The sequence below is a fragment of the Clostridium sp. OS1-26 genome, from assembly GCF_030915445.1.
In the GTDB taxonomy this organism is placed as follows: Bacteria; Bacillota; Clostridia; order Clostridiales; family Clostridiaceae; genus Clostridium_AM.
Genome location: NZ_CP133264.1, coordinates 5,750,686 through 5,776,617, shown reverse-complemented (window position 1 = coordinate 5,776,617; position 25,932 = coordinate 5,750,686). Strand labels below are relative to the sequence as shown.

The 25,932-nt window shown below is 30.6% G+C and carries 27 protein-coding genes; 23 read left to right on the top strand and 4 right to left on the bottom strand.

What is annotated here, in order from left to right; genetic code table 11:
* The first annotated feature begins 4 nt into the window (after positions 1-4).
* From RCG18_RS28405 to RCG18_RS28375, 7 genes are all read left to right on the top strand, one after another.
* Positions 5-232, top strand: a complete 228-nt coding sequence (locus RCG18_RS28405; RefSeq protein ID WP_178910769.1) for a KH domain-containing protein — start codon at positions 5-7, stop codon at positions 230-232.
* 466 nt (positions 233-698) lie between these two features.
* Positions 699-1,187, top strand: coding sequence for a ribosome maturation factor RimM (rimM, locus tag RCG18_RS28400; RefSeq protein ID WP_308039326.1), 489 nt, complete (start codon positions 699-701; stop codon positions 1,185-1,187).
* Positions 1,178-1,909 (top strand): tRNA (guanosine(37)-N1)-methyltransferase TrmD, encoded by a 732-nt coding sequence (gene trmD / locus RCG18_RS28395; RefSeq protein WP_308039325.1) that lies wholly within the window; start codon positions 1,178-1,180, stop codon positions 1,907-1,909. The genes rimM and trmD overlap by 10 nt, the downstream gene beginning before the upstream one ends.
* Positions 1,910-2,084: 175 nt before the next feature.
* The gene (rplS, locus tag RCG18_RS28390) at positions 2,085-2,432 is read left to right on the top strand and encodes a 50S ribosomal protein L19 (RefSeq protein WP_178910772.1); all 348 of its coding nucleotides are present in this window, start codon (positions 2,085-2,087) and stop codon (positions 2,430-2,432) included.
* A 50-nt stretch (positions 2,433-2,482) separates the two neighbouring features.
* Entirely contained in the window at positions 2,483-3,031 is a 549-nt protein-coding gene (gene lepB / locus RCG18_RS28385) for a signal peptidase I (RefSeq protein WP_308039324.1), read from the top strand.
* A 22-nt stretch (positions 3,032-3,053) separates the two neighbouring features.
* Positions 3,054-3,896 carry a ribosome biogenesis GTPase YlqF gene (ylqF, locus tag RCG18_RS28380; RefSeq protein WP_308039323.1) on the top strand — a complete coding sequence of 281 codons (843 nt, stop codon included), beginning with the start codon at positions 3,054-3,056 and terminating at the stop codon, positions 3,894-3,896.
* Positions 3,897-3,954: 58 nt separating this feature from the next.
* Positions 3,955-4,815 carry a ribonuclease HII gene (locus RCG18_RS28375; protein ID WP_374119002.1) on the top strand — a complete coding sequence of 287 codons (861 nt, stop codon included), beginning with the start codon at positions 3,955-3,957 and terminating at the stop codon, positions 4,813-4,815.
* 165 nt (positions 4,816-4,980) lie between these two features.
* On the opposite strand, the gene RCG18_RS28370 is transcribed toward RCG18_RS28375, so the two are convergent.
* Positions 4,981-5,349: a YraN family protein gene (locus tag RCG18_RS28370; RefSeq protein ID WP_308039322.1), complete on the bottom strand. Its 369-nt coding sequence runs from the start codon at positions 5,347-5,349 to the stop codon at positions 4,981-4,983.
* Between the two features lie 439 nt (positions 5,350-5,788).
* On the opposite strand from RCG18_RS28370, the gene RCG18_RS28365 reads away from it, so the two are divergent.
* Positions 5,789-7,312 carry a YifB family Mg chelatase-like AAA ATPase gene (locus RCG18_RS28365; RefSeq protein ID WP_308039321.1) on the top strand — a complete coding sequence of 508 codons (1,524 nt, stop codon included), beginning with the start codon at positions 5,789-5,791 and terminating at the stop codon, positions 7,310-7,312.
* Positions 7,313-7,570: 258 nt separating this feature from the next.
* On the opposite strand, the gene RCG18_RS28360 is transcribed toward RCG18_RS28365, so the two are convergent.
* Together RCG18_RS28360 and RCG18_RS28355 are read right to left on the bottom strand one after the other, a co-directional pair.
* Positions 7,571-8,389 (bottom strand): TIM barrel protein, encoded by an 819-nt coding sequence (locus RCG18_RS28360; protein ID WP_308039320.1) that lies wholly within the window; start codon positions 8,387-8,389, stop codon positions 7,571-7,573.
* Positions 8,390-8,409: 20 nt separating this feature from the next.
* Positions 8,410-9,213: an MBL fold metallo-hydrolase gene (locus tag RCG18_RS28355; RefSeq protein WP_308039319.1), complete on the bottom strand. Its 804-nt coding sequence runs from the start codon at positions 9,211-9,213 to the stop codon at positions 8,410-8,412.
* 342 nt (positions 9,214-9,555) lie between these two features.
* Here RCG18_RS28355 and dprA point away from each other — a divergent pair, with 342 nt between their 5' ends.
* The 10 genes from dprA to RCG18_RS28305 all read left to right on the top strand — a co-directional run bounded on the left by dprA (position 9,556) and on the right by RCG18_RS28305 (position 19,691).
* Positions 9,556-10,644 (top strand): DNA-processing protein DprA, encoded by a 1,089-nt coding sequence (gene dprA / locus RCG18_RS28350; RefSeq protein WP_308039318.1) that lies wholly within the window; start codon positions 9,556-9,558, stop codon positions 10,642-10,644.
* A 347-nt stretch (positions 10,645-10,991) separates the two neighbouring features.
* Positions 10,992-13,130, top strand: coding sequence for a type I DNA topoisomerase (topA, locus tag RCG18_RS28345; protein ID WP_308039317.1), 2,139 nt, complete (start codon positions 10,992-10,994; stop codon positions 13,128-13,130).
* A 255-nt stretch (positions 13,131-13,385) separates the two neighbouring features.
* Positions 13,386-14,162: a GTP-sensing pleiotropic transcriptional regulator CodY gene (codY, locus tag RCG18_RS28340; protein ID WP_308039316.1), complete on the top strand. Its 777-nt coding sequence runs from the start codon at positions 13,386-13,388 to the stop codon at positions 14,160-14,162.
* A gap of 329 nt (positions 14,163-14,491) precedes the next feature.
* Positions 14,492-15,193, top strand: a complete 702-nt coding sequence (gene rpsB, locus RCG18_RS28335) for a 30S ribosomal protein S2 (protein ID WP_308039315.1) — start codon at positions 14,492-14,494, stop codon at positions 15,191-15,193.
* 69 nt (positions 15,194-15,262) lie between these two features.
* Entirely contained in the window at positions 15,263-16,183 is a 921-nt protein-coding gene (tsf, locus tag RCG18_RS28330) for a translation elongation factor Ts (RefSeq protein ID WP_308039314.1), read from the top strand.
* A gap of 87 nt (positions 16,184-16,270) precedes the next feature.
* Positions 16,271-16,984: a UMP kinase gene (pyrH, locus tag RCG18_RS28325; protein ID WP_308039313.1), complete on the top strand. Its 714-nt coding sequence runs from the start codon at positions 16,271-16,273 to the stop codon at positions 16,982-16,984.
* 29 nt (positions 16,985-17,013) lie between these two features.
* Positions 17,014-17,571: a ribosome recycling factor gene (frr, locus tag RCG18_RS28320; RefSeq protein ID WP_308039312.1), complete on the top strand. Its 558-nt coding sequence runs from the start codon at positions 17,014-17,016 to the stop codon at positions 17,569-17,571.
* Between the two features lie 80 nt (positions 17,572-17,651).
* On the top strand, positions 17,652-18,419 hold the full coding sequence (locus RCG18_RS28315; protein ID WP_308039311.1) for an isoprenyl transferase: 768 nt from the start codon (positions 17,652-17,654) through the stop codon (positions 18,417-18,419).
* Between the two features lie 23 nt (positions 18,420-18,442).
* Positions 18,443-19,240, top strand: a complete 798-nt coding sequence (locus RCG18_RS28310; RefSeq protein ID WP_308039309.1) for a phosphatidate cytidylyltransferase — start codon at positions 18,443-18,445, stop codon at positions 19,238-19,240.
* A gap of 130 nt (positions 19,241-19,370) precedes the next feature.
* On the top strand, positions 19,371-19,691 hold the full coding sequence (locus RCG18_RS28305) for a spore coat protein (protein ID WP_308039308.1): 321 nt from the start codon (positions 19,371-19,373) through the stop codon (positions 19,689-19,691).
* 41 nt (positions 19,692-19,732) lie between these two features.
* Here the strand turns inward: RCG18_RS28305 and RCG18_RS28300 are convergent, their stop codons facing one another.
* Entirely contained in the window at positions 19,733-19,876 is a 144-nt protein-coding gene (locus tag RCG18_RS28300) for a hypothetical protein (protein WP_308039307.1), read from the bottom strand.
* Between the two features lie 843 nt (positions 19,877-20,719).
* On the opposite strand from RCG18_RS28300, the gene RCG18_RS28295 reads away from it, so the two are divergent.
* The 5 genes from RCG18_RS28295 to nusA all read left to right on the top strand — a co-directional run bounded on the left by RCG18_RS28295 (position 20,720) and on the right by nusA (position 25,911).
* The gene (locus RCG18_RS28295) at positions 20,720-21,877 is read left to right on the top strand and encodes a 1-deoxy-D-xylulose-5-phosphate reductoisomerase (protein ID WP_308039306.1); all 1,158 of its coding nucleotides are present in this window, start codon (positions 20,720-20,722) and stop codon (positions 21,875-21,877) included.
* Between the two features lie 36 nt (positions 21,878-21,913).
* Positions 21,914-22,924 (top strand): RIP metalloprotease RseP, encoded by a 1,011-nt coding sequence (gene rseP / locus RCG18_RS28290; RefSeq protein ID WP_308039305.1) that lies wholly within the window; start codon positions 21,914-21,916, stop codon positions 22,922-22,924.
* Between the two features lie 94 nt (positions 22,925-23,018).
* Positions 23,019-24,068, top strand: coding sequence for a flavodoxin-dependent (E)-4-hydroxy-3-methylbut-2-enyl-diphosphate synthase (ispG, locus tag RCG18_RS28285; RefSeq protein ID WP_308039304.1), 1,050 nt, complete (start codon positions 23,019-23,021; stop codon positions 24,066-24,068).
* 258 nt (positions 24,069-24,326) lie between these two features.
* Complete coding sequence (rimP, locus tag RCG18_RS28280) at positions 24,327-24,791, top strand: ribosome maturation factor RimP (RefSeq protein ID WP_308039303.1); 465 nt, start codon at positions 24,327-24,329, stop codon at positions 24,789-24,791.
* 19 nt (positions 24,792-24,810) lie between these two features.
* Positions 24,811-25,911 (top strand): transcription termination factor NusA, encoded by a 1,101-nt coding sequence (gene nusA / locus RCG18_RS28275; RefSeq protein ID WP_308039302.1) that lies wholly within the window; start codon positions 24,811-24,813, stop codon positions 25,909-25,911.
* The last annotated feature ends 21 nt before the right edge of the window (positions 25,912-25,932 follow it).

Below are 25,932 nucleotides of genomic sequence, written 5' to 3'. Positions count from 1 at the left end.
TTAAATGAGAGAATTAGTTGAAATTATAGCTAAATCATTAGTTGATAACCCAGAAATGGTTCAGGTTAACGAAATTGCTGGTGAGCAATCAATAATTCTTGAACTTAAAGTTGCACCAGATGATATGGGAAAAGTAATTGGAAAACAGGGAAGAATAGCTAAAGCTATAAGAACTGTTGTTAAAGCAGCAGCTATAAAAGAAAATAAAAGGGTTGTTGTTGAGATAATATAAAGAGTTAGGTGCACCTAACTCTTTTATTATATTTAAGCACATTTAGGCATCTTCAAAAAAATAACTAGCAAGTATACTAGTCTATTTTGAGCCATACTGCGTCAGCAGAACCCTTAGATAGGTTTCACTATCTGCGGAAACTGCTTCTTTGTCTGGCACAAAATATCCGTCGCATCTTTGATTTGATATTTTCTTTCAGATGCCTTAAATGAATAATGAGCAGTTTTAAATATAAAGTAAGTATAATATAAGTAAAAATCAACAATATATGATTATAGTTTTAAATAAATAGATTAGGAGGTTAAAGTCCTAAATGGACTTTAACGGGTAATTTTGCTAGGTAAAAGTTCTAAATAAATTTTTACGAGTAACTTGTGAGCGGAAGCGAAAATATTAAGTTACCCAGTACCCGAAGGGAAACGAGTAAAACTACCCAGTGTGACCACTAAAAGGAGGAAAGGATTTTATGAAACAGTTTATAACTGTTGGACAAATAATAAATACGCATGGATTGAATGGAGAAGTAAAAGTATACCCTTTAACTGATGATATAAAGAGATTCAGAAAGTTAAAAAAAATATACATAAATGGGATAGAGAGACAGGTAGTTTGGTGCAAGCTTCAAGTAGATAGGGCTATACTAAAAATTGAAGGCATAGATTCTATAGAGGATGCTGTTAAATATAAAGAGAAATATATAGAAGTATCAAGAGAAGATGCTGTTAAGCTACCTGAAGGAAGATATTTTGTTACAGATATAATTGGATGCACAGTAGTAGATGAAAATGGCGTGGATTATGGGAAAATTTACGACGTAATACATACAAAAAATAATGATGTATACTGGATAAAAGAGGGGAAAGAACTATTAATTCCTGTTTTAAAAGAGATTGTGGTTAACATAGATGTAGAAAATAAAAAAATAACAATAAAACCGGTGGAAACATGGCAGTAAAAATAGATATATTAACGCTATTTCCTGAAATGTTTCAAGTGTTTAACCACAGTATAATAGGTAAGGCTAAAGAAAAAGGTATTGTAGAGGTAAATGCAGTTAATATTAGAGATTACACAACTAATAAACATAAAAAAGTTGATGATTACCCTTATGGCGGAGGGGCTGGTATGGTTATGGCTTCTCAGCCTATAGTAGACTGCATAAAAACTGTAAAGAACAGTAATAAAGGTAAGGTTATTTTTTTAGGTCCAAGGGGAGTAACTTTTAACCAGAATATGGCCAAGGAACTTGCTAAAGAAAGCGAACTCATATTTATCTGTGGACATTATGAAGGAATTGATGAAAGAACGTATAAATACATAGATATGGAAATATCCTTAGGTGATTTTGTACTTACTGGAGGAGAAATGGCCTGTATACCTATAGTAGATAGTATTTGCAGAATTATACCAGGAGTTCTATCCAGCAGTGAAAGCTATACAGAGGAATCTTTTTATAGTGGATTACTTGAATATCCACAGTATACAAGACCGGAGTGTTTTGAGGAGGAAAGTGTTCCAGAGATTTTACTATCTGGACATCATGAAAATATAAGAAAGTGGAGACGCCTTCAATCACTTTTAATAACTAAGGAAAAAAGACCAGATTTATTTAAGAAGTTAAAGTTATCAGAGGAAGATAAAAAATTATTGTCTAAATGTCAAAATAAAGCATTATAATTAAACAAGTTTTTACTATTAATGTATTTTTTTAAAATTCATTGGGAAAAAATTAAATTTTATATTGAAAAATAAATTCCTATATGATAAAATGAATTTTGTGCTACACAGGCGGTCCTCTGCTTGCTTAACAGCTGGGCAAGAACGTCGAATATTATTTAGGAGGTAATGCACAATGTTAGAAATAATAAGACAAATCGAAGCAGAACAAATTAGAAATGATTTACCAGCATTCAACGTAGGAGATACTGTAAAGGTTCATATAAGAATCAAAGAAGGAAACAAAGAAAGAGTACAGATCTTCGAAGGAATAGTTCTTAAGAGACAAAATGGTGGATTAAGAGAAACTTTCACAGTAAGAAGAGTAGCTTACAATGTTGGAGTTGAAAAAACTTTCCCAGTTAATGCTCCTTCAGTTGAAAAAATAGAAGTAGTAAGAAGAGGTAAAGTAAGAAGAGCTAAACTATTCTACTTAAGAAGCAGAGTTGGTAAGGCAGCAAAAGTAAAAGAAATATTAAAGTAAAAACGGGGCTTAATAAAGTCCCTTTTTGTATATTAAGGTGGTGTATGGTTATGGTAAAGGAATTAATTGAACTCGGAAAGTCTATAGTTATAGCTATAATAGCAGCTTTTTTGATTATAACATTTGTATTTGAAACTGTAAGTGTCGATGGCCATTCAATGGATCCTACTCTAAATAATAAGGATAGACTTATTGTAGAAAAGGTAACTTATTACTTTAAGGCCCCAAAGCCAGGAGATATAGTTGTAATAAAGTATCCTGCTGATCCAAAAGAAAAATTTATTAAAAGAGTAATAGCAGTAGGTGGAGATAGAGTCAAAATAGAGAATAATAAGTTGTACATAAATGACAAACCTAAAGATGAACCATATATACTTGAACAAAATATGCGTGATTTTAATGAAGTTACAGTTCCTCAGAATACGGTATTTGTGTTAGGGGACAATAGAAATAATAGTAGAGATAGTAGATACCCAGATGTAGGCTTTGTTGATTATAAAATGGTAGTTGGCAGAGCTGCATTGAGAATATATCCATTTAGCAGATTTGGAAAATTGGCTTTAAATGAGCTTTTATACTTTGGGGTTATAAAACTTTAAGATATTAGAAAGGAAGAATAAAATGGCTATAAATTGGTTCCCGGGACATATGGCGAAGACTAGAAGGGAAATAAAAGAAAACTTAAAACTGGTAGATGCAGTAATAGAAATTAGGGATGCCAGGATAGTTAAATCAAGTAAGAATCCAGATGTAGATGATATATGTGGAAACAAGCCGAGAATAATACTATTAAATAAAAGTGATCTAAGTGAAGGTTCTATTACTAAAGAATGGATTAAAAGTCTTTCAAATGAAAACATAAGAGTTTCAGGAGTAAATTGTATTACAGGAGAGGGATTAAAAGGTATTAAACCACTTTTAAATGACCTTCTAAAGGAAAAACATGAAAGAATGAAGGCAAAGGGAATTGTAAATATAGTTGATAGAGTAATGGTTGTAGGTATTCCCAATGTAGGAAAGTCTTCATTCATTAATAAGATGGCTAAGAATAATATAGCTAAAACAGGTGATAGACCTGGAGTTACGAGAAGTAGACAGTGGATCAAAACAAAAATTGGAATTGAGTTGATGGACACACCAGGAATCTTATGGCCAAAATTAGAAAGTGAAGAAACTCAGCTAAATTTAGCATTTACAGGGGCTATTAAGGACGAAATTATGGATATAGAAGAATTAGCTCTAAATCTCATTAGAAGGCTTCAAGTTGACTATGCTGATAGATTAATGACTAGATATAAACTTAATGAACTAAGTGAAGATGCCGTAGAAAATATGAATAATATAGGAAGAAAAAGAGGAGCTGTTATATCTGGTGGAGAAATAGACTATAATAGAGTAGCAGTAATGCTTTTAGATGAGTTTAGAGGCGGAAAGCTAGGAGCTATATCATTGGAGAGACCTTAAGGGTCTATTACTTGTTATTTTTCAAGTATTTAATTTAGCAAATGGAGAGTTCTTAATTATGAATACAAATGTGGCTAATGAAATTGAAATTAGTAAAATGGAAGAAGATTTATTTGAGAATGCTGGTAAGCTAAACTTTAACAATATAAAGACTTATGCAGCATACATTAAAAATAATTATTCCGAAGTTGGAAAAGAAAAGTTATATAAAATTATAGAATGTCTTAATAAGGATACAAGAAAAAATGTAGTAAGTTTAGCTGAAAGTCTAGGAAAATTCATTGAAAAAAATGAAAATGAAATTTCTAGAGTTAAAGATATGTATGAATTTGACAAAAGCTTCGGAAAGTATATATATGTAGCTGGTGTAGATGAGGTCGGAAGAGGGCCATTAGCAGGGCCAATAGCTGCAGCTGCCGTGGTTCTAAAATTAAATTACAAAGAAGATAATGATTTGATTTTAGGAATAAAGGATTCGAAAAAGCTTTCATCAAAAAATAGGGAAGCATTATCAAATATAATAAAAGAAAAGGCTGTAAGTTATAATGTAGCTGTCTTAAATAGTGCTGAAATAGATGATAAAGGTATAGCATGGTGTAATAATGAAGTTCTCAGGAGAGCGGTTTTAGGATTGAAAGTTTCTCCGGATATTGTATTATCAGATGGATATGCCGTTAAAAATTTAAACATACATAATGAGTTTATAATAAAAGGAGATGCTAGAAGTGCTAGTATAGCAGCTGCCTCTATAGTAGCTAAAGTCTACAGGGATAATTTAATGAGGGAGTATTCTGGTATGTATCCTCACTATGGCTTTGAGAATAATGCAGGATATGGAACTGAAGAACATATTCAGGCAATAAAAAAATTAGGTACATGTAAAATACATAGAATGAGCTTTTTAAGAAATATAGTATAGAATTTATAATTTAGGAATGACACTTTTAAATTTAAAGTGTCATTCATTGCGTTAGCATAAAATAGATATTAAGGTGTTTTTAAAACATTCCATATAATGATAATATTTAAACTATAGTTAAAGCTAAGTCTATTTGTTTTAGCTTTATACAAATATAGAAGATACTTATATTTGGAAAGCATCTTTTATGAGCCTAATGGACGGAGTGTTATTAGAATTATTTAATATAATTTCTATAACATCAAATCTAAAATTAAACTTAAAAAGTTTTTTTTTCATTATATAAGCTTCAGCAGTTCTATAAATTCTTCTCTGTTTCGAATAATTTACTGCTTCGCAAGGGCTTCCATATATAGAGCCATATCGAGTTTTCACCTCAATAAAACAGATATAATCTCCATCCTTTCCTATTATATCTATTTCACCGATTTTACACCTAAAGTTTCTATCTAGCACTGTATAGCCAATTTGCCTTAGGTAAGTTTCAGCAATCTCTTCGCCCAGGGATCCTATATCCTTGTTAAAAGAATGCATAAATTCTCTCCTTTCATCAAGATTAATATCTTATATGTATATTTTAATGAATTAAACACAATATGTAAATAATTTCCTTAATGATAAGTGCTATATTTTAGTTAAATTTTTTCTGATGGCTACCGAATCTAATACCTCATCTTATATAGGATGAATAGAAGGTGCAGCTGTTGTGCCAATAGGTAAAGATTTTAAGCTTCATAATGAGATAAAATCCTATGTAAAGTCAAGAAATCTATTATAGGCGTATGAACTACTAATATGTTTTAATTTTAGCAATATTAATTTAATTTGTAAATATGATATGTCTCAAGGGAAAATCATATTATAGATTATTTTTATAGTAATAGGATATCTACAGAATTTCATGAATACAAGAAAAATGGATTTTATGTATATAAACTATTTTAAATGTCAAAGCTTTAACAGAGGTGATATTATGGCAGTAAAAATTAAAGCTGCTACCTTTACAGGAATAGAAGGTGTTATGGTATCTGTAGAGGTTGACATTGAAAGAGGGTTGCCCTGCTTTAACATTGTAGGACTTGCAGATATGTCTGTTAAAGAATCAAAAGAAAGGGTAAGGGCGGCTATAGTAAACTCAGGATTTGAATTCCCTATAAAGAGAATAATAATAAACCTTGCTCCAGCAGATGTAAAAAAAGTAGGATCACTATTTGACTTACCGATTGCTATAGGAATATTAATAGCCACAGAACAAATAAGTTTTGATGATGCAAATGATTTCTTAATAATTGGAGAATTATCTCTTTATGGCGATCTTAAAGGGGTTAAAGGGGTATTGCCTATTGGAATAGAAAGCAAAAATAATAATATAAACAATTTTGTTATTCCCATGGAAAATGCTGAAGAATCTTCAATTATTAATGGAGCCCAAATATACCCGTTTGAGAATTTAAAAGAAGTAGTTTCATATATCAAATATAGAGATTTAATGCCTTACTATTGTAAAAATAAAAAATATAAAATTAAGAACAGATTAGATTTTGAGGATGTAATAGGACAAGAAAGTTGTAAAAGGGCTGTAGAAGTAGCAGCGGCAGGCAACCATAATATAGTTATGATTGGTCCGCCAGGAAGTGGAAAAACCATGATAGCACAAAGAATACCAACCATTTTACCTCCTTTAAGCTACGATGAGGCCTTAGAGGTAACTAAAATTTATAGTGTATCGGGGAATTTAGAAAAAGATAGAGGACTTATTTGCGAAAGACCTTTTAGAAGCCCTCATCACACTACTACAACCACTGCTTTAGTAGGTGGTGGCAGAAATTTAATGCCAGGAGAGGTATCTTTAGCACAAAATGGTGTACTATTTTTAGATGAGGTTTTAGAATTTAAAAAAAGCGTTTTAGAAGTATTAAGACAGCCTATGGAAGATAGAAATATTAAAATAAGCAGGATGACTGGAACGGTGACTTATCCGAGTAATTTTATGGCGGTTATTTCTACTAATCCTTGCCAGTGCGGCTTTTATGGTTCTATGAAACAGTGCACCTGCAGTGAATACGAAAGAAGAAGATATATAAGTAAGTTATCAGGTCCACTGCTCGATAGAATAGATTTATTTACATTTGTAAACACTTTTTCATACGATGAACTTCAAAATAAGTCTAAGTATAAGGCAGAATCATCAAAAAATATCCGATTAAGAGTTGAGAAAGCCAGGAAGATACAAAAAAGTAGGTTTAAAAATGAAAAAATATATTGTAATTCACAAATGGATAGTAGACTTATAAGAAAATACTGCAAGATAAATAGCAAAACTAATAAAATTATAGAAAAAATTTATGATAAATATAACCTAAGTACTAGAGCATACAGTAGAATATTAAAAGTATCTAGAACTATAGCTGATTTAAATGGAAGAGAATCTATACAAGAAAGCGATATTATAGAAGCACTTCAATATAGAAGATTTTTAAATGAAAAGATTATTTAAGCACAGTCACAAATGAACTGTGCCTAAATAATTTTTTTACTTAATATGAAATACAACTTTTAATAAGATAAACAGAGTTCTTGGCATCAGATAGAGTTTTAACTCCATCTGATGCTTAGAAATCGTTATCCAGGGACGTAGCCACTCTTTACTCCCACTTTGAGAAGGGGGAGTATTAGAGCGGGTAGTCATCGGATAAAAGTATGTTATATTTCTATGAATATTTTGAAAATTTTTTTTGAATATAAAAAGAAATTATTATAACTTTTTATAGGTTTCTTTTAATAAAAGTGCATCATTTTCAAGTATAGGACTCTCGCAGATTATACATCCTTTTACATCAAAATCTTTTAAAGCCTTTAAGCAATCAACAAAGTTAAAATCACTTTCAAGAAAGGGAAGATGATTTCGCTCTCCTTTTATACTATAATTTATTCCAGACATATGCATGTGTAAATCTTTTAATGCTGATTCGCCTAACTCCTGCTGTATGTAATTTAGGATTTCAGCAAAATCATCATAGCTTTTTAAGCTTCCGTTATACCTTGCATGTATATGAGAAAAGTCTATACATAATTTACAGCTAGGAACTTCTTTGCAAATAGAAACTAGCTCTTCAAGACTTCCAAACTGAGTCCCTTTTCCTGTAGTTTCCAATCTATAATCAACTCCATTATAAGGTAGTTTAAGAAGATTTTCCTTTATAGTATTGTATGTTTCTTCTTTAGAGTCTTTTAAATAATAACCAGCATGGAAAATTAGACTTTTCCCACCAACCTTTGAAATACCATCACTGCCTTTTAGTATTCTTTCCATAGATTGTGATTGCTTATCTCCTTCGTCAGCATTTAAATTGATATAATAAGAACCATGAGCTGAAAGATAGAAGTCATTTTCTAATTTTGCAGCTAATATCAAATCTTTATTTTTTTCAGTAACGTTAACTGAACGTACAAATGGAAGCTCCATTGCGTCAAGGCCTATAGATTTTAAATAACTAATAGCAGAAATATAATTAAATTTTTGTGAACCATCTCCAATTGGAATACCAGATATTCCAAATAACAGCTTATCCATTATAAATCCTCCTTTCAAAACTAAAAATATAATGTTTCTAAATCATTTGGTACGATAATGTTTCCATCAAAGAATTGCCTGCCTTCCTCAGAATAAAGTTCTTTTCGTTTTGGCAAATTTTTATCTTCAGTGTGAATTAAAATTATATTTTTTACATTTAATTTTGATGCATTTTCACAGGCATCCTTTACTGTAGAGTGAAACTTTTCATAAGGCTTAAATAGTTCTTTCTGTGAATATAAACAAAAAGCTTCGTGGATAAGATAATCTACGCCACAGCTGTAGTTATATAATTTATCATTATAAGGTTCATCACCTAAAAAAGTAAGAGTTTTTCCACTAATTAAATTTGTAGTAAAGCCAAATTGAAGCTGTTTATTACTCTTAATATCAAAGAATCTTGTGTCCCAATCTATTATTTTTCTAAAAGAATTGTCTGAAATTTCTTCGAAGAATATCCTGTTATCAATATATTGAATAAACTTTTTTTGAAGTAGTAAGTTACTTATTGTTCTAATTATACTGATCACTTCTTTATGACAATAAACATATAAATTACCTTCATAATTACCATTTAATATCTGTTGAGCAACAGCTCTGATTATCCATACTATTCCGGTGATGTGATCATTATGGCTGTGAGATATAAAAACATTATGAATTTTGCTCACGGATATATCAGCCTTTTCTAAGTTTGAAAGTATAGTGTTTCCCCCACCTGTATCTACAAGAAAGTGTTCATCTCCATTAGACAGGGTAAAACATGTATTGTAACATTTAGTAACCATAGCAGATCCAGTACCTAGTATAACTATTTTTTCCACAATCCAATCTCCCTTCATGTAGTAAATATTACAAATCTATAAGTTGATTTTAATAAACAAATAATAATATAACATAGAAATAAATATAAAACTACAATATTTGTTTTTGTATATTTAATCTATAAAATAAATTGAATAAAAGTAGGAAATTCTGACAAGAATTTTAAGCATCTGAAAGATAACAAATCAAAAGTTATAGCATACTTTGCGATTGATAAGTAAATAGAGTTTGGAGATAGTTTACTATCAGTGGGTTTATTGATGCAGTAGGTCGCAAATTTGACATACTGACTTATTGTTTCTGGATATGTATGATATAACATATTCAAGAAAGGAGAAAAAATGGACATATACGATTTATGGTTTTGCTCAGTAAATTTATCAAATAAAATTAAGTTAAGTTTAATTGAGAATTTTAATAGTTTAGAAGAAATATGGTACTATAGCAATTATGAGGGGAAAAATATAGATATAAACATGGAGCATGAAAAGATTAAATATTATTTAAAAAAAGCATGGAATAAAAGGTCATTAGAAGATTTACTAAAAGTAATTAAAGATAAAGGCATTGATAGTATAAATTTTTATAATAATAAATATCCAAATAAATTAAAAAATCAAATAGATGCACCTGCAGTATTGTTTTATAAAGGTAACATAGAAAGACTTAATAAAAATTTAAGTGTGGGAATTATAGGGGCTAGAAATTGTAGTATTTATGGCAGAAATGCAGCAACCATTATAAGTAAAGAGATTTCTGCTTATAATATAAATATTATAAGTGGAATGGCAAAAGGAATTGATGCTTATGCACATAGAGCTTCAGTGGAAAATAAAGGCTACACTTGCGCAGTATTAGGCTCAGGTGTTGATGTAGTATATCCTAGAGAAAATAAAAAGTTATATGAGGATATATTGGAAAATGGATGTGTAATTTCGGAATTTTTACCAGGAACAATGCCACTCAGCCGCAATTTCCCTATAAGAAATAGGATTATTAGTGGTTTAAGTGATTTGATAATTGTTGTAGAAGCAGCGGAAAAGAGTGGCTCTTTAATTACAGCAGGATTGGCACTGGAACAAGGAAAAGATATAGTAGCAGTACCGGGCTCCATTTTTTCAGAGATAAGCAAAGGAACTAATAAACTAATTAGAGATGGAGCATATCCTTTTACAAATTTTGAAGATTTATTTCAAATTTTAAATATTCAGTATAGAGTAAATAATAAGACGAATACCTTGAAGAAAAGCGGCTTGCAAAGACAAATTTATAATATTTTAACTAATGAACCTATACATGTAGATGATATATTTAAAAGAACAAATATTGACATAAAACAATTATATGAGGTATTATTTGAATTGCAGCTTGAAGATGAAATATTATGTCTTCCAGGAAACTATTATGTAAAAGTAGAAAGTAAGATCTGACTAACTTAACATGTAGAGTAAAATTTAAATTTAGCTATATTACTTTTGCTCGGTAAATGTATCTAAAAACTTAGTGAACATTAGATTATATGTGGATAAGGCGTAAATATTAATATTATGAGCCATGATATAAACAGGATTTTTGATTTCAGGCTGATTTTGAGATGATCGCTTACACAGAGTGTGCTGGAGTGTTAGTGGCGATAGACATCGGATAAAATAAGGTATATTTGCTTAAATAGAGAATAGTATTTAGTAAATGTAAAGAAAATATATAATAGTACGACTATTTCAAAATAAGGGGGTGCAAACACTTCGGTGAAATTTATTATTTATCGGAGTACAAAATGGGACAAAAATTAGTTATAGTTGAATCACCAGCAAAGGCAAAAACCATAGGAAAATATTTAGGTAAAAATTACGTAGTAGAAGCATCTATGGGACATGTAAGAGATCTTCCTAAAAGTCAATTGGGAGTTGATATAGATAATGAATACAATCCTAAATATATAACTATAAGAGGTAAGGGAGAATTATTAGATAAATTAAAAAAAGAAGCTAAGAAAAGTGAAAAAGTATATTTGGCAACGGACCCTGATAGAGAAGGAGAAGCAATTTCATGGCATTTAGCACATATACTTAAGCTAAACGAAGAAGAAAAATGCAGAATAGAATTTCATGAAATTACCAAAAATGCAATAAAAAGTGCTATAAAAGAGCCAAGAGAAATAAACGTTAATTTAGTAAATGCTCAACAAGCTCGAAGAGTTTTAGATAGACTAGTTGGTTACAAAATTAGTCCTATACTTTGGAGAAAAGTAAAATGGGGGCTAAGTGCAGGAAGAGTTCAATCTGTTGCATTAAGAATGATATGTGATAGGGAAAAAGAAATATTAGACTTTATACCTAAAGAGTATTGGACAGTTGAATGTGCACTTCATAAGGCAGATACTAAAAAAGCTTTTAACGTCAGACTTACTACCTTAGGTAAGAAAAAAATTGAAATTAACAATAAAGAAGAAGTAGATAAAATAATAAAAGAACTAGAAAATGGAGAATTTATAGTAAAGAGTATTAAAAGGACTTCTAAAAATAAAAATCCTTTACCACCTTTTACTACAAGTACTCTACAACAAGATGCTTATAAGAAAATGAATTTTGCAACAAAACGAACTATGTCAATTGCACAACAACTGTATGAAGGTATAGATATAAAAGGGTTTGGAACAGTAGGTCTTATCACATATATGAGAACGGACTCTGTAAGAATAGCCACAGAAGCGCAAGAATCTTGCAAAAATTTTATAATAAATCAGTATGGAGAAGGATATGCTCCTAAAGAAGCAAGAAACTATAAAGGCAAAAAAAATGCTCAGGATGCTCATGAAGCTATAAGACCAACTCATGTGGAGATTACTCCCGAAATTGCCAAAGCAAGCTTAAAGGATGAACAGTATAAATTATATTCTTTAATTTGGAATAGATTTGTTGCAAGCCAAATGTCTTCATGCATAATGGATGTTACATCAATAAACATAACTAATGGAGACTATGGTCTTAAGGCTAGTGGATCTATAGTTAAATTTGATGGTTTTATGAAGGTGTATGAATACTCAACTGATGAGGAAAAAGAGGATATCAATTTACCTGAGCTAAGCGAAGATGAAAAGCTTATAAAAAAATCTATAGATGGAAAACAACATTTTACTCAACCACCTGCTAGATTTTCGGAAGCAAGTCTTGTTAAGACATTGGAGGAAAATGGTATAGGAAGACCAAGTACTTATGCTCCTATTATATCCACATTATTGGAAAGAAAGTATATTGAAAGAGAAAAGAAAACTCTAAAACCAACAGAACTTGGAGATATAGTAAATAATATACTTAGTGAGTATTTTAAACAGATAGTTGATTCGGAATTTACAGCTGAAATGGAAGAAAAATTAGATAATGTAGAAGACGGAAATGCAAATTGGAATGAAGTTGTAGGGCAGTTTTTTACACCTTTAAAAGATGCCATAGATATAGCGGAAAGAGAAGTAGCCAAGATAACAATAGAAGATAAGGTTACAGATATACAATGTGAGAAGTGTGGAAGAAATATGGTTATTAAACATGGAAGATTTGGTGATTTTCTTGCATGCCCAGGTTATCCTGATTGTAAAAATACAAAGCCATTAGTAGAAGAGTTAGAAGTTAAATGTCCAAAGTGCAGTGGGAAAATATTAGTGAAAAAGAGTAAAAAAGGAAGAAAATTCTATGGATGCAGTAATTATCCAGATTGTGACTTTGTAAGTTGGTTTGAACCAGCAGCAGAAAAGTGTTCAGTTTGCGGCAGTATGATGGTAAAAAAATATAGCAAGTCTAAAGGAAATTACTTGGAATGCACGAATGCTGAGTGCAAGAATGTGGAATACAAAGTAGAGGGAGAAAATATAAATAATTCTGTAAATGACATTGAAAATGTTAACAATAATAAAGTATAAAGGAAATATATCAAAAAATACTAATAAATATGTCGAATATTACAAAATTACTGTTGAAATGTACTTGCTATTATGTTATTATAATTAAAGAATAAGAAATAATTCTAAATATTTCAAAAAGTCTAAATTGTTAGTGCAATAATCTTACTTATTTTTGACAATAATAATTAAAAAGGAATGTGTGAACTTTATAATACCATTTGATTTGTGAATTTGGGTTATTCATATAAAAGATAATGTTAAGGAGGAGTGCAAATGTCATCGTTATTAAATAAAACAAGAATGTTAAATAAGATACTGCAGAAGACAGGAACTGAACCAGTAGTTTTTGATGATATATGTAAATTGTTAAGCGAGGTACTAAACTGTAATGTTTATATAATAAGCAGAAGAGGAAAGATATTAGGTTTCAATCTTTCTTCAGGATTTGAATGTGACACAGTTAAAGATAAAGTTCTAAATGAGATGAGATTCCCAGAGAATTATAATAATAAGCTATTAAATATTCATGAGACTCTTTCAAATTTAACAAATCAAGGTGATTGTGTATTCGATGAAGACAAATCATGTGGTATTGAAAATAAGTTAACTACAATTGTTCCGATTATTGGTAATAGAGAAAGATTAGGAACTTTATTAATTGCTAGATTCGATGAGCAGTTTACAGATGAGGATTTAGTATTATCAGAATATAGTGCTACGATTATTGGACTTGAGATATTAAGAGCTAAGCATGATGAAATAGAGGAAGATGCTAGAAAAAAAGCTGTTGTACAACTTGCAATAGGTACTCTTTCTTATTCAGAATTAGAAGCTGTAGAACATATATTTAATGAATTAGATGGAAGCGAAGGATTACTTGTAGCCTCTAAAATAGCGGATAAAGTTGGTATTACAAGATCAGTAATTGTAAATGCACTAAGAAAATTCGAAAGTGCTGGAGTTATCGAATCAAGATCATTAGGTATGAAAGGTACTCATATAAGAATACTTAATGAAAAGTTAATTGATGAATTAAAGAAAATAAAGTAGTGTAAATGGAGAATTAGATAATTCTCCATTTTTATTTTAAAGCTGTGATTTAATTTAGAATATTAAAGGTGAATTTTTTCTGTTCATAGTATAAATTTGTAAAATTTAGATAATAATAATCATTAGGCTTTAATATTATAAATTTATGCATAAAATATTTTTTAAATTTATACATATAAATTTAAAAATGTTGTTGAATAGCATTAATTCATATGATATACTACATAAGGTAGAAAAATACACACACTGCCCAATTTATAAAATGGTGCCTAATAAGGTATTTTATAGATATGACGGTAGTGGAGGGAAAAACTAGGAGGGAAAATATTATGTCAGTTATTTCAATGAAACAATTATTAGAAGCAGGTGTTCATTTCGGACATCAAACAAGAAGATGGAATCCTAAAATGGCTCCTTATATCTTCACAGAAAGAAATGGAATCTACATAATCGATTTACAAAAAACTGTTAAAAAAGTTGAAGAAGCTTATGATTTTGTAAGATCAGTTTCAGAAGAAGGAAAAGATGTACTTTTCGTAGGAACTAAGAAACAAGCTCAAGAAGCTATTGGAGAAGAATCAGTAAGATCAGGAATGCACTTCGTTAACAATAGATGGTTAGGTGGAATGCTAACAAACTTTACAACAATTAAAGCAAGAATAAAAAAATTAGAAGAATTAGAAGCTATGGAAGCAGATGGAACTTTTGAAGTTCTTCCAAAGAAAGAAGTTATAAAGCTTAAGAATGAAAAAGAAAAATTAGAAAAGAACTTAGGCGGAATTAAAGAAATGGATGCAAACAACATTGGAGCATTATTTGTTGTTGACCCAAGAAAAGAAAAAAATGCTATATCAGAAGCTAAAATTCTTGGAATTCCAGTAGTAGCTATAGTTGACACTAACTGTGATCCAGATGAAGTTGATTACGTTATACCTGGAAATGATGATGCAATAAGAGCTGTAAAATTAATAACAGCTAAAATTGCTGATGCTATAATTGAAGGAAGACAAGGCGAACAATTAGCTGAATAATTTAATTGGGTAGATGAAGATGTTTCTTCATTTACCTTTTAAATTAAGTTTGAATAGGAGGAAGTTACTATGATTACTGCACAGATGGTAAAAGAATTAAGAGAAAGAACCGGAGCAGGCATGATGGACTGCAAAAAAGCTTTAAATGAATCTAATGGAGATTCAGAAAAAGCTGTAGAAATATTAAGAGAAAAAGGTTTAGCAGCTGCGGCTAAAAAGGCTGGAAGAGTAGCAGCAGAAGGATTGGTAAAAACATACATTTCTGAAAATGGAAAAGTTGCTTCAATAGTAGAAGTTAACTGTGAAACAGACTTCGTTGCAGCTAATGAAGCTTTTGTAGAATTAGCTGACAATGTTGCTAAGCAGGCTTCAAATTCAAAAGCTACAACTGTAGAAGAATTAATTGAAGAAAAGTACATAGCAGATGAAAATATAACAATTAAAGATGCTGTAACTGCACTAATTGCAAAATTAGGTGAAAACATGGCAGTTAGAAGATTTGAAAAATTAGCTGTTGAAAATGGAGCAATCGAAAGTTATATCCATGGTGGTGGAAGAATAGGTGTTCTTGTTAAAGTTGAGTGTGAAAAAGAAAGCTCAGTTTTAAAAGAGGTTGCTAAAGATGTGGCTATGCAAGTTGCTGCAACTAACCCTCTATTCTTAAACAGAGATGCTGTGGATAATGAATCACTTGACAAAGAAAAAGAAATCTACAGAGTTCAAGCTTTAAATGAAGGAAAGCCTGAAAAGATAGTTGATAAAATGGTTATAGGAAGAGTTCAAAAATACTATAAAGAAAACTGTTTAGTTGAACAGGTTTGGGTTAAGAATTCAGATCTAACTATTGAGAAATACCTTCAGGAAAAATCAAAAGAAGTTGGAGCACCAATAACAGTAGCTGCTTATGTAAGATTTGAAAAAGGCGAAGGAATCGAAAAGAAAGAAGAAAACTTTGCTGAAGAAGTTCAAAAGCAGATGCAAGGTAAATAGTAACTGAAAAGAGGACACTGCGTGTTCTCTTTTTTTAAGGTATAAAGCTTAATATATGTAATTTATGACAATTTGGAGGTATAATATATGTATAATGCTAAATACAAGAGAGTTATGTTAAAGCTATCGGGAGAGGCCCTAGCAGGAGAAAAGGGGTATGGGATAGACTTTGATGTTACTAAAGAGATAGCAGTACAGATAAAAGAACTAGTAGATATGGGTGTAGAAGTAGGTGCTGTAGTTGGAGGTGGAAACATATGGAGAGGCAGAAGTGGAGAAGAGATGGATAGAACTACTGCGGACTATATGGGTATGATGGCTACATGTATAAATGCTTTAGCGCTTCAAGATTCTCTTGAAAACATTGGAGTTAATACAAGAGTCCAAACTGCTATAGAAATGAAAGAAGTAGCAGAACCTTTTATTAGAAGAAGAGCAATGAGGCACTTGGAGAAAAACAGAGTTGTAATATTTGGAGCAGGCACTGGAAACCCTTACTTTTCAACAGACACAGCAGCAGCATTAAGAGCTGCTGAAATTGAAGCTGAAGTTATACTTCTTGCTAAGAAAGTTGATGGAGTTTATGATAGGGATCCTCACAAATATAGTGATGCTAAGAAATTTGACAAGTTAAATTATATTGAAGTACTAGAAAAAGGGCTTCAAGTTATGGATTCCACAGCAACATCATTATGTATGGACAATAACATACCTATTTTAGTGTTTGGCTTAGATAATCCAGAAAACATAAAAAAAGCGGTATTAGGTGAGTCCATTGGAACTTTAGTTTCCAAGCAATAAAAATAAATTTATAAGGAGGTATATTTTCAATGATTAAAGACATTTTAAAGTCAGCGGATGAAAGAATGAATAAGACTATATCAGTGTTAAAGAATGAATTAGCTTCAATGAAGGCAGGAAGAGCCACTCCAGCAATGCTAGATAGAATAGAGGCTGAATACTATGGAGCAATGACAGCACTAAATCAATTAGCGAACATATCTGTTCCTGAGCCAAGAATACTTGCAATTCAACCATGGGATAGAAGTTCAATAAAAGCTATTGAAAAAGCTATATTAAAGTCAGATCTTGGAATTAATCCTTCAAATGATGGTGAAGTTATAAGACTTATTATTCCAGAGCTTACTGAAGAAACAAGAAAAAATATAGTTAAAAATGTAAAGAAGTTTGGTGAAGATTCAAAGGTTGCCATAAGAGGAATAAGAAGAGATTGTAATGAGAAAATAAAGGCTTTAAAGAAAGAAAGCGAAGTATCAGAAGACGAAATGAAAAAAGCTGAAGATGATATTCAAAAGAAGACAGATAACTTCATCAAAGAAATAGATAAAATGACTGAAGTTAAAGAGAAAGAAATTATGTCAATATAATTTGAGTTTTAAACCTGCGAATTCGCAGGTTTTTATTAACAAATGAAGGTTTTAATATAAATTATGAATGGAGAGTACATATGTTAAATTTTTTCGGTTTAAAAAAAGAGAATAAAGCTGCCGGTGAAGATATACATATAGACTTAGATAATATACCACAGCATATTGCTATAATAATGGATGGCAATGGAAGATGGGCGAAGGAAAGAATGCTTCCAAGAACTATGGGACATAAAGCAGGAGTTGAAGCCATAAGAGAAATTGTAAAAGAATGCAGCAGTTTAGGTATAAAATACTTAACATTATATGCATTTTCAACGGAGAATTGGAAAAGGTCCAATGAAGAAGTAAATGCTCTTATGAATTTATTAGTTCAATACTTAAGAAATGAATTCAAGGAATTAAATGGAAATAATGTTATCATAAATCATATAGGAGATATATCAAAGCTTCCACAAGTTTGTCAGCAGGAATTAATAAATGCAAATGAGAATACAAAAGATAATACAGGATTAACTTTGAACTTAGCACTAAACTATGGTGGAAGAGATGAAATTATTCGTGCTGTTAAAAAAATATATGAAGACATTAAAGATGGAAAAATAAAAGAAGAAGATATAGATGAAAATGCTATAGCAAGTCATTTGGATACAGAAGGAATGCCAGATCCGGACATAATAATAAGACCAAGCGGAGAACAAAGACTTAGCAACTTTTTACTTTGGCAGTGTGCTTATTCTGAGTTTTGGTATTCTAATATAAAGTGGCCTGACTTCAAAAAAGAACATTTGCATAAAGCGATTTATGATTTCCAAAATAGAGATAGAAGATTTGGAGGCGTGAAGTAAAATTATTGCTAGGAGATGATTAGATGGATAATAGATATATAGGAGCATTAATTCTTGCCCCTTTTATTATATTTCTATTTTTAGGTGGTATATACCTAAAATATGGTATTATGATTTTGTCTCTATTAGGAATGTATGAATTCTACAAGGTGGTAAAATCTAAAAATATTCAGCCAATAACTGTGGCGGGATATTTACTATGTATAGTTTACTATATAACGTTAAATAAAGCTATTGATTATAGAATGACTTTTTTTCTTTTAATAATTGCTATTTTTATAATTATGTGTATCCCTGTATTAGATACTGAATATAATTTTATTGATATATCTATTACAATATTAGCGTTTTTATATGTGGCTGTGTTCTTTAGTTTTATTGTTTTGGTTAATAATAAGAATTATGGGAATTATTTAGTTTGGTTAATATTTATATCATCATGGCTTTGTGATACTGCAGCTTATTATACAGGAAAAGCCTTTGGAAAGAGAAAATTATGCCCTAAAGTAAGCCCCAAAAAAACTGTAGAAGGATCTATAGGAGGAATGCTTGGAAGCACTATAGCTTGTGGAGTATTTGGGTATGTGATTAATTCTAATGGAGTTTCTATACCTCTTTATCACTTTTTTTTAATAGGAGCTATTTGTGGGGTGTTCTGCCAATTTGGTGACCTTACTGCGTCATCTATAAAAAGGTATATTGGCGTTAAAGACTACAGTAATCTAATTCCAGGTCATGGAGGCATATTAGATAGATTTGATAGCATACTATTTGCCTCTGTTGTTGTATACTATTACATAACTTTCATTATAGGAATTTAATATCTAGACTCATAAAAAGGCTCGAAAGCTATATTAATATTGCTTTTGGGTCTTTTTATGGTTTCACTTTATTCACATGGATATTTAAGCATTTGCTGGGAAAAATAATTTGTGTTGGAGGTGGAATGATATGTCGTGGTTAGATGACCTATTTGGAGTAGATGATACTTCTGGTAATGGAAGTAATCCTAATCCTAATGATAAGGATGTAGCTATAGATATGCTCACTTTATCAAAAAATAGAATAAGAATATTAACTAAAGCAGCAGTTGAAGCTACAAATCCTCAATTGAGACAGATTCTTAGCTGTGAGTTAACTAATAGTATTAATGAACATTTTAGACTATCGGATATGGCAGTAAATAAACAATGGTATAACGCTTTTGCAGATCCGGTGCAGCAAATACAGCAAGACGTAGTTGAAGCTCAAAATATTTCACAAAATCAATAGAATTATAAAAAGGAGTTTTTTCATTGCTCCTTTTTATAATTCTATTCAGCATCATTTATATACTCAATAATATTCCAAAACTCTTCCCAGTCTAAACCAACTTCGCCACAAATTTGTACATCGGAATAACCTTTGTCTAGCAATGCTTTTACTATCTCTGCGTTATCATTCAATTTCAAAATCATTGACTTATAGTTTATTTAAGTCAATGAATTCACCTACCTTTCTTTATATAATGAAACTGCAATTAATATATAAGTATAGAGCTGAATATAATACTATAAAGCAATAATATTAAGAGGTATTGTAAATTTAAATTACAAAAAAGTTAGCTATAATTTAATTTTATTGATTATATGTATAATTTTTACTATAATAAAAAGGCATTATTTTAAACTTTCTTCTTTATAGTTGTAATGATGTTTCTATATTCTCCTATTTATAAATTATTATGCAATAATAATTTATTTAATAATAAGATTAACAATTTAATTAATGGCATTTGTAATAGTATATGCTTTAGAAAATAAGCTGACACATATAGATTGTTTGCATATTTTATAGGTAATATAACTGTTTACTTTATTTTGGAAGATAAATATGTTATAGTTAATCATGCTATAGAATTTATATTTAAGTATAGGATTTCTGTTATAAGAAAAAATAGGAGATATTAATAGAGAGAAATTGTTAACACAAAATTTATGGATAATAGGCTTGAAGTTCATCTACTGTTTATTATATTATCTCTTTATATAGTATTAAGTTTTTGTGTTTGCCAATTTATTTATAGCTCTATCATATATAATTGTTATATAAGGAAAATTCAAGACACTAAAGTTTAAGGCATCTTCGAAAAAATAACTGGTCAGTATGCTAGTCTATTTTGAGTCATACTATGTCGGTAGAATCTTTAGATAGAATCGATTGTCTGAGAAAACTGCCTCCTTGTCTGGTACAAAATACCCGTCCCATCTTTGACTTGTTATTTTCTTTCAAGTGCCTAATCAGAATTAGGAGATGTTTAAATGAGAAAAATTTCAATACTTGGTGCTACAGGTTCTATAGGAACCCAAACACTTGATGTTATAAGAAAAGAAAAGGATAGATTTCAACTTATTGCTATTTCTGCAAACAGCAGCAGTAAAAAAGTCATAGAGATAATTAATGAGTTTAATCCACCTTATGTTGTATTAACAGAAGAAAAAGCGTACATAGAAGTTAAAGATTATTGTATCAATACAAGCAAAAACACAAAAGTATTATTTGGTATGGATGGATTAAATATAATAGCAAGTTTGTCTGAGGTAGACATAGTGGTAACCTCAGTAGTTGGAATGGTAGGGCTAGTGCCTACAATTACTGCAATTAGGTCAGGAAAAGATATAGCTTTAGCAAATAAAGAAACACTAGTTACAGGCGGAAAGCTTGTTATGTCAGAAGCTAAAAAGTATGATGTTAAAATACTTCCTGTAGATTCAGAACATGGAGCTATATTCCAGTGCCTTCAAGGAAATGAAAAGTCTTCAGTAAACAAAATTCTGCTCACAGCCTCAGGAGGACCCTTTAGAGGTAAAAAAGAGCATGAACTATCTAAGGTTACAGTAGATGAAGCTTTAAAGCACCCACGATGGAATATGGGTAAAAAGATATCTATAGATTCTGCTACTTTAATGAACAAAGGTCTTGAAGTAATAGAAGCTCACTGGCTATTTGATATAAATTACGATCAGATTGAAGTTGTAGTTCACCCTGAAAGCGTAATACATTCTATGGTAGAGTATATTGATGGAAGCGTAATAGCTCAGATGGGTAGCACAGATATGAAACTCCCTATACAATATGCCCTTAATTATCCTAAGAGAAAAAATGCTGTAGTGGAAAAATTAGATTTCTACAAAATGGGAACTTTAACTTTTGAAAAGCCAGATATGAATACATTTAAACCATTAAAGCTTGCATACGAAGCAGGTAAGGCTGGTGGAACAATGCCAGCAATATTAAATGCAGCAAATGAATGTGCAGTAGATTTGTTCTTGAATAAAAGAATTAAATTTTTACAAATAGGCAATATATTAGAGATATGTATGGATAAGTTTACTGTACAGCAAAACTATACTTTAGAGGATATATTACAACTAGATAGTAAAGTAAAAAGCTATGTTAACGAAAATTTTGGTAAATAGAAGAATTAATTTTAGTTTGGTTGGGAGGAATAACTTTTGTATATTATAATGGCTATCATAGCCTTTGGGGTATTAATTATAATCCATGAATTAGGTCATTTTACATTAGCAAAGTTAAATGGAGTAAAAGTAGAGGAATTTGCTATAGGAATGGGACCAAAGCTTTTTGGAGTAAAAGGAAAGGAAACAACATACTCAATAAAACTATTACCAATAGGTGGATACGTAAAAATGTTAGGAGATGAGGGGGAAAGCACAGACCCTAGAGCTTTTAATAACAAAAGGCCCTTACAAAAGTTGAGTATTGTAATTGCAGGTCCTATAATGAACTTTATACTTGGAATAGCTTTATTTGCATCTATAGCTGGCTTAAGAGGTTATTTATCTCCAGAAGTAAGTAAAGTGGTGCCAAATCAGCCAGCAGATGTGATGGGGATTAAAGCTGGAGACAAAATAGTAAAAGTAAATGAATCTAAGGTCTTAACATGGGAGGATTTTGTAACCGGAGTGTATATAGCTAATGGTAAACCAATTGATATAACATATATGCGCGGTAGTGAAACAAAAACTGTAAAAGTTGCTCCAGTTAAAGATCCTAATGAAAATAGATACATAGTTGGTATATATCCAACTACAGTTGAAAAACCTACAGTTACACAATCCGTAACCTATGGATTTATAGAAACTAACTCCCTAGTAAAACAAACATTCAGTTTCTTTAAAACATTATTTAAAGGTAATGCATCTATGAATGATGTAGGTGGACCACTGACAATAATTAAAGTTTCAGGGGCGGCAGCTAAGGCTGGAGTATTAAGTTTAATGGCTTTTGCAGCATATATAAGCATACAATTAGCTATATTTAATATTATACCTTTTCCAGCTTTAGATGGAGGATATATACTATTATTTTTATTTGAAATAATTACAGGTAAAAAGGTTGATGAGAATAAGGTAGGTTTGATAAATTATGTAGGATTTGCTATTCTGATGACTTTGATGGTGCTGGTAACCATTAAAGATATATTGTATCCTATTAAATTTTAATTCATAATAAATATAAGACAATAATTGGGAATTAGAAATTGTATTATTCAATTTTTAATTCCCAATTTCCAATTTTTTTAGGGAGATGAAATAAGTGAAAAGAGCAAAAACCAAGAAGATAAAGGTTGGAAATACATATGTTGGCGGAGATTCAAAAATAACAGTACAGTCTATGACTAATACAGATACAAGAAATGTAAAGGAAACTATTTCGCAGATACATAGACTTCAAGAAGCAGGCTGCGATATAATAAGGTGTGCTGTTCCTGATATGGAAGCCAGTAATGCAATAAAAGAAATAGTAAATAATATAAATATACCACTAGTTGCAGATATTCATTTTGATTACAGATTGGCTCTAAAATCTATTGAAAATGGTGTAGCAGCACTTAGAATTAACCCAGGTAATATTGGAAGCATAGATAAGGTAAAAGAAGTGGCTAAAGCAGCTAAGGATAAAAATGTACCAATAAGAATAGGCGTGAATTCAGGTTCTTTAAAAAAGGAGATATTAGATAAGTATGGCAAAGTGTGCCCGGAAGCTTTAGTGGAGAGTGCGTTAGAACATGTTAGAATATTAGAAGACGTAAATTATGAGGATATAGTCATATCTATCAAATCTTCAAATGTTATACAAATGATAGATAGCTACAGAATGATCTCAAAAGTTGTGGATTATCCTCTTCATTTAGGAGTTACAGAGGCTGGTACAATATGGAGGGGAACAATTAAATCAAGTGTGGGAATAGGTGCATTGCTGAGTGAAGGTATAGGAGATACTATAAGAATATCTCTAACAGGGGATCCCGTGGAAGAGATAAAAGTTGGTAGAGAAATTTTAAAATCTCTTGGATATTTGAATGAAGGAATAGAGTTTATATCATGTCCTACTTGCGGAAGAACACAAATAGATTTAATCAATATAGCAGAAGAAGTGGAAAGAAAACTTATAAATTATAATAAAAACTTAAAGGTTGCAGTAATGGGATGTGTAGTAAATGGTCCAGGAGAAGCAAGAGAAGCTGATATAGGAATAGCTGGGGGAAATGGTGAAGGACTTATTTTTAAAAAAGGTAAAATAGTGAAAAAGGTTAAGGAAGAAGAATTAGTTGACGAATTGATAGAACAAATAAAGAATATGTAATTATTATATTCTTTCAGATGCCTTAAGCCATTTTTTAACTTTTCCTTGAAATAATTAATGTAGTATGTTAAAATGAACTTAGCAAATCTAAAGAACTATGTTAACTGTTGTAAAGAGTGGGTACCGACCCGCTCTTTCTATTTTAAAAAACGCAGCTTATGTTGCGTTTTTAAATTAGCGTAATATTTTATGCAATTTTTTTATAAAAAGTCATTTTTTATTGTAAATTGCAGAATATATAGGTAAGGAGGGATTGAAATGAATAAAAATGCTTTAATAGATAAACTTATAGAACTAATTAGACCAATAGTAGAAGAGTTGAATTATGAACTTTATCATTTAGAATATGTAAAAGAAGGTCAAGAAAATTATCTGAGAATATATATAGAAAAAGAAGATGGTGGAATATCACTAGAAGATTGTGAAAAAGTAAGTAGAGCTGTAAGTGATATGCTAGATGTAGAGGATCCTATAGCTGAGGCATATTATCTAGAAGTTTCATCACCAGGAATGGAAAGGGTTTTACATACAGATAAACATTTAGGAAGATATATTGGAAGTAATGTTTTAGTAAAGATATCTGGATTATTAAATGGAAAGAAAAAATTTGAAGGTGAGCTTTTAGGATTTAACTCTCAGGAACTAAAGATAAAATACCAAGATGAAGATCTTTCTATTCCAAGAGATAAGATTTCAAGTGTAAGTCTCAGATGCGAACTTTAAGGGAGGGTATTTTTAGGAAATGAACCAGGAATTTATAGAAGCCTTAAAAGAAATAGTTAAAGAAAAAGGTATAAGTGAAGATTTGTTATTTACAACTATAGAAGATGCATTAGTTGCCGCATATAAGAAAAATTACGCTAATTTAGGTGGAAATAACCAAAATGTAAAAGTGACAATGAATAGAGAAAATGGAGAAATTCATGTTTATTCTCAGAAAAAAGTTGTGGATGAAGTTTATGACGAAGTAGATGAAATAAGTTTAGAAGAAGCAAAGGATATAGATCCTAACTATAATATTGAGGATGTAGTAAGTATTGAAGTAACTCCTAAAAAGTTTGGAAGAGTAGCAGCACAAGCAGCGAAGCAAGTTGTTATTCAAAGAATAAAGGAAGAAGAAAGAAGAATTATCTATAGTGAGTTTGCAGAAAAAGAAGATGACATTATAACAGGTGCTGTTATAAGAAAAGATAAAAATAACGTACTAGTTGATTTAGGCAAGACAGAAGCGGTACTAGGACCAAATGAGCAAATGCCAGGTGAGAAATATAACTTCAATGATAAATTAAAACTATATATTGTTGAAGTTAAAAGTACAACAAAAGGACCTCAAATTGTTATTTCGAGAACACATCCAGGTCTAATAAAAAGATTATTTGAGCTTGAAGTACCTGAAATATTTGATGGTACAGTTGAAATTAGAGCTATTGCAAGAGAAGCAGGATCAAGAACAAAAATATCAGTGTTTTCAAATGATGAAAATGTAGATCCAATGGGAGCATGTGTAGGACCTAAAGGCATAAGAGTACAAAGCATTGTAAATGAGCTTAAAAATGAAAAAATTGACATTATAAAATGGAGTAAGTTACCAGAAGAATATATTGCAAATGCATTAAGTCCGGCAAAAGTATTAGATGTAACACTAGATGAGGATAATAAATTTGCTCAGGTAATAGTAGACGATAATCAGTTATCCTTAGCTATTGGTAAGGAAGGGCAGAATGTTAGATTAGCAGCGAAACTTACTAGCTGGAAAATTGATATTAAAAGCAAATCACAAGCTGGAGTTGATTTCAAGGAACCTATAAATGAAGATGACGACCAGTTTGTAGATGAAGAATAAATAAAAGCAATATTTAATTTT

Excerpts from the sequence above, each read along its gene's own strand:
- RCG18_RS28405 (WP_178910769.1), top strand. The coding sequence starts at position 5 with ATGAGAGAATTAGTTGAAATTATAGCTAAATCATTAGTTGATAACCCA.
- rimM (WP_308039326.1), top strand. The coding sequence starts at position 699 with ATGAAACAGTTTATAACTGTTGGACAAATAATAAATACGCATGGATTG.
- trmD (WP_308039325.1), top strand. The coding sequence starts at position 1,178 with ATGGCAGTAAAAATAGATATATTAACGCTATTTCCTGAAATGTTTCAA.
- rplS (WP_178910772.1), top strand. The coding sequence starts at position 2,085 with ATGTTAGAAATAATAAGACAAATCGAAGCAGAACAAATTAGAAATGAT.
- lepB (WP_308039324.1), top strand. The coding sequence starts at position 2,483 with ATGGTAAAGGAATTAATTGAACTCGGAAAGTCTATAGTTATAGCTATA.
- ylqF (WP_308039323.1), top strand. The coding sequence starts at position 3,054 with ATGGCTATAAATTGGTTCCCGGGACATATGGCGAAGACTAGAAGGGAA.
- RCG18_RS28375 (WP_374119002.1), top strand. The coding sequence starts at position 3,955 with ATGAATACAAATGTGGCTAATGAAATTGAAATTAGTAAAATGGAAGAA.
- RCG18_RS28370 (WP_308039322.1), bottom strand. The coding sequence starts at position 5,349 with ATGCATTCTTTTAACAAGGATATAGGATCCCTGGGCGAAGAGATTGCT.
- RCG18_RS28365 (WP_308039321.1), top strand. The coding sequence starts at position 5,789 with ATGGCAGTAAAAATTAAAGCTGCTACCTTTACAGGAATAGAAGGTGTT.
- RCG18_RS28360 (WP_308039320.1), bottom strand. The coding sequence starts at position 8,389 with ATGGATAAGCTGTTATTTGGAATATCTGGTATTCCAATTGGAGATGGT.
- dprA (WP_308039318.1), top strand. The coding sequence starts at position 9,556 with ATGGACATATACGATTTATGGTTTTGCTCAGTAAATTTATCAAATAAA.
- topA (WP_308039317.1), top strand. The coding sequence starts at position 10,992 with ATGGGACAAAAATTAGTTATAGTTGAATCACCAGCAAAGGCAAAAACC.
- codY (WP_308039316.1), top strand. The coding sequence starts at position 13,386 with ATGTCATCGTTATTAAATAAAACAAGAATGTTAAATAAGATACTGCAG.
- rpsB (WP_308039315.1), top strand. The coding sequence starts at position 14,492 with ATGTCAGTTATTTCAATGAAACAATTATTAGAAGCAGGTGTTCATTTC.
- tsf (WP_308039314.1), top strand. The coding sequence starts at position 15,263 with ATGATTACTGCACAGATGGTAAAAGAATTAAGAGAAAGAACCGGAGCA.
- pyrH (WP_308039313.1), top strand. The coding sequence starts at position 16,271 with ATGTATAATGCTAAATACAAGAGAGTTATGTTAAAGCTATCGGGAGAG.
- frr (WP_308039312.1), top strand. The coding sequence starts at position 17,014 with ATGATTAAAGACATTTTAAAGTCAGCGGATGAAAGAATGAATAAGACT.
- RCG18_RS28315 (WP_308039311.1), top strand. The coding sequence starts at position 17,652 with ATGTTAAATTTTTTCGGTTTAAAAAAAGAGAATAAAGCTGCCGGTGAA.
- RCG18_RS28310 (WP_308039309.1), top strand. The coding sequence starts at position 18,443 with ATGGATAATAGATATATAGGAGCATTAATTCTTGCCCCTTTTATTATA.
- RCG18_RS28305 (WP_308039308.1), top strand. The coding sequence starts at position 19,371 with ATGTCGTGGTTAGATGACCTATTTGGAGTAGATGATACTTCTGGTAAT.
- RCG18_RS28300 (WP_308039307.1), bottom strand. The coding sequence starts at position 19,876 with ATGATTTTGAAATTGAATGATAACGCAGAGATAGTAAAAGCATTGCTA.
- RCG18_RS28295 (WP_308039306.1), top strand. The coding sequence starts at position 20,720 with ATGAGAAAAATTTCAATACTTGGTGCTACAGGTTCTATAGGAACCCAA.
- rimP (WP_308039303.1), top strand. The coding sequence starts at position 24,327 with ATGAATAAAAATGCTTTAATAGATAAACTTATAGAACTAATTAGACCA.
- nusA (WP_308039302.1), top strand. The coding sequence starts at position 24,811 with ATGAACCAGGAATTTATAGAAGCCTTAAAAGAAATAGTTAAAGAAAAA.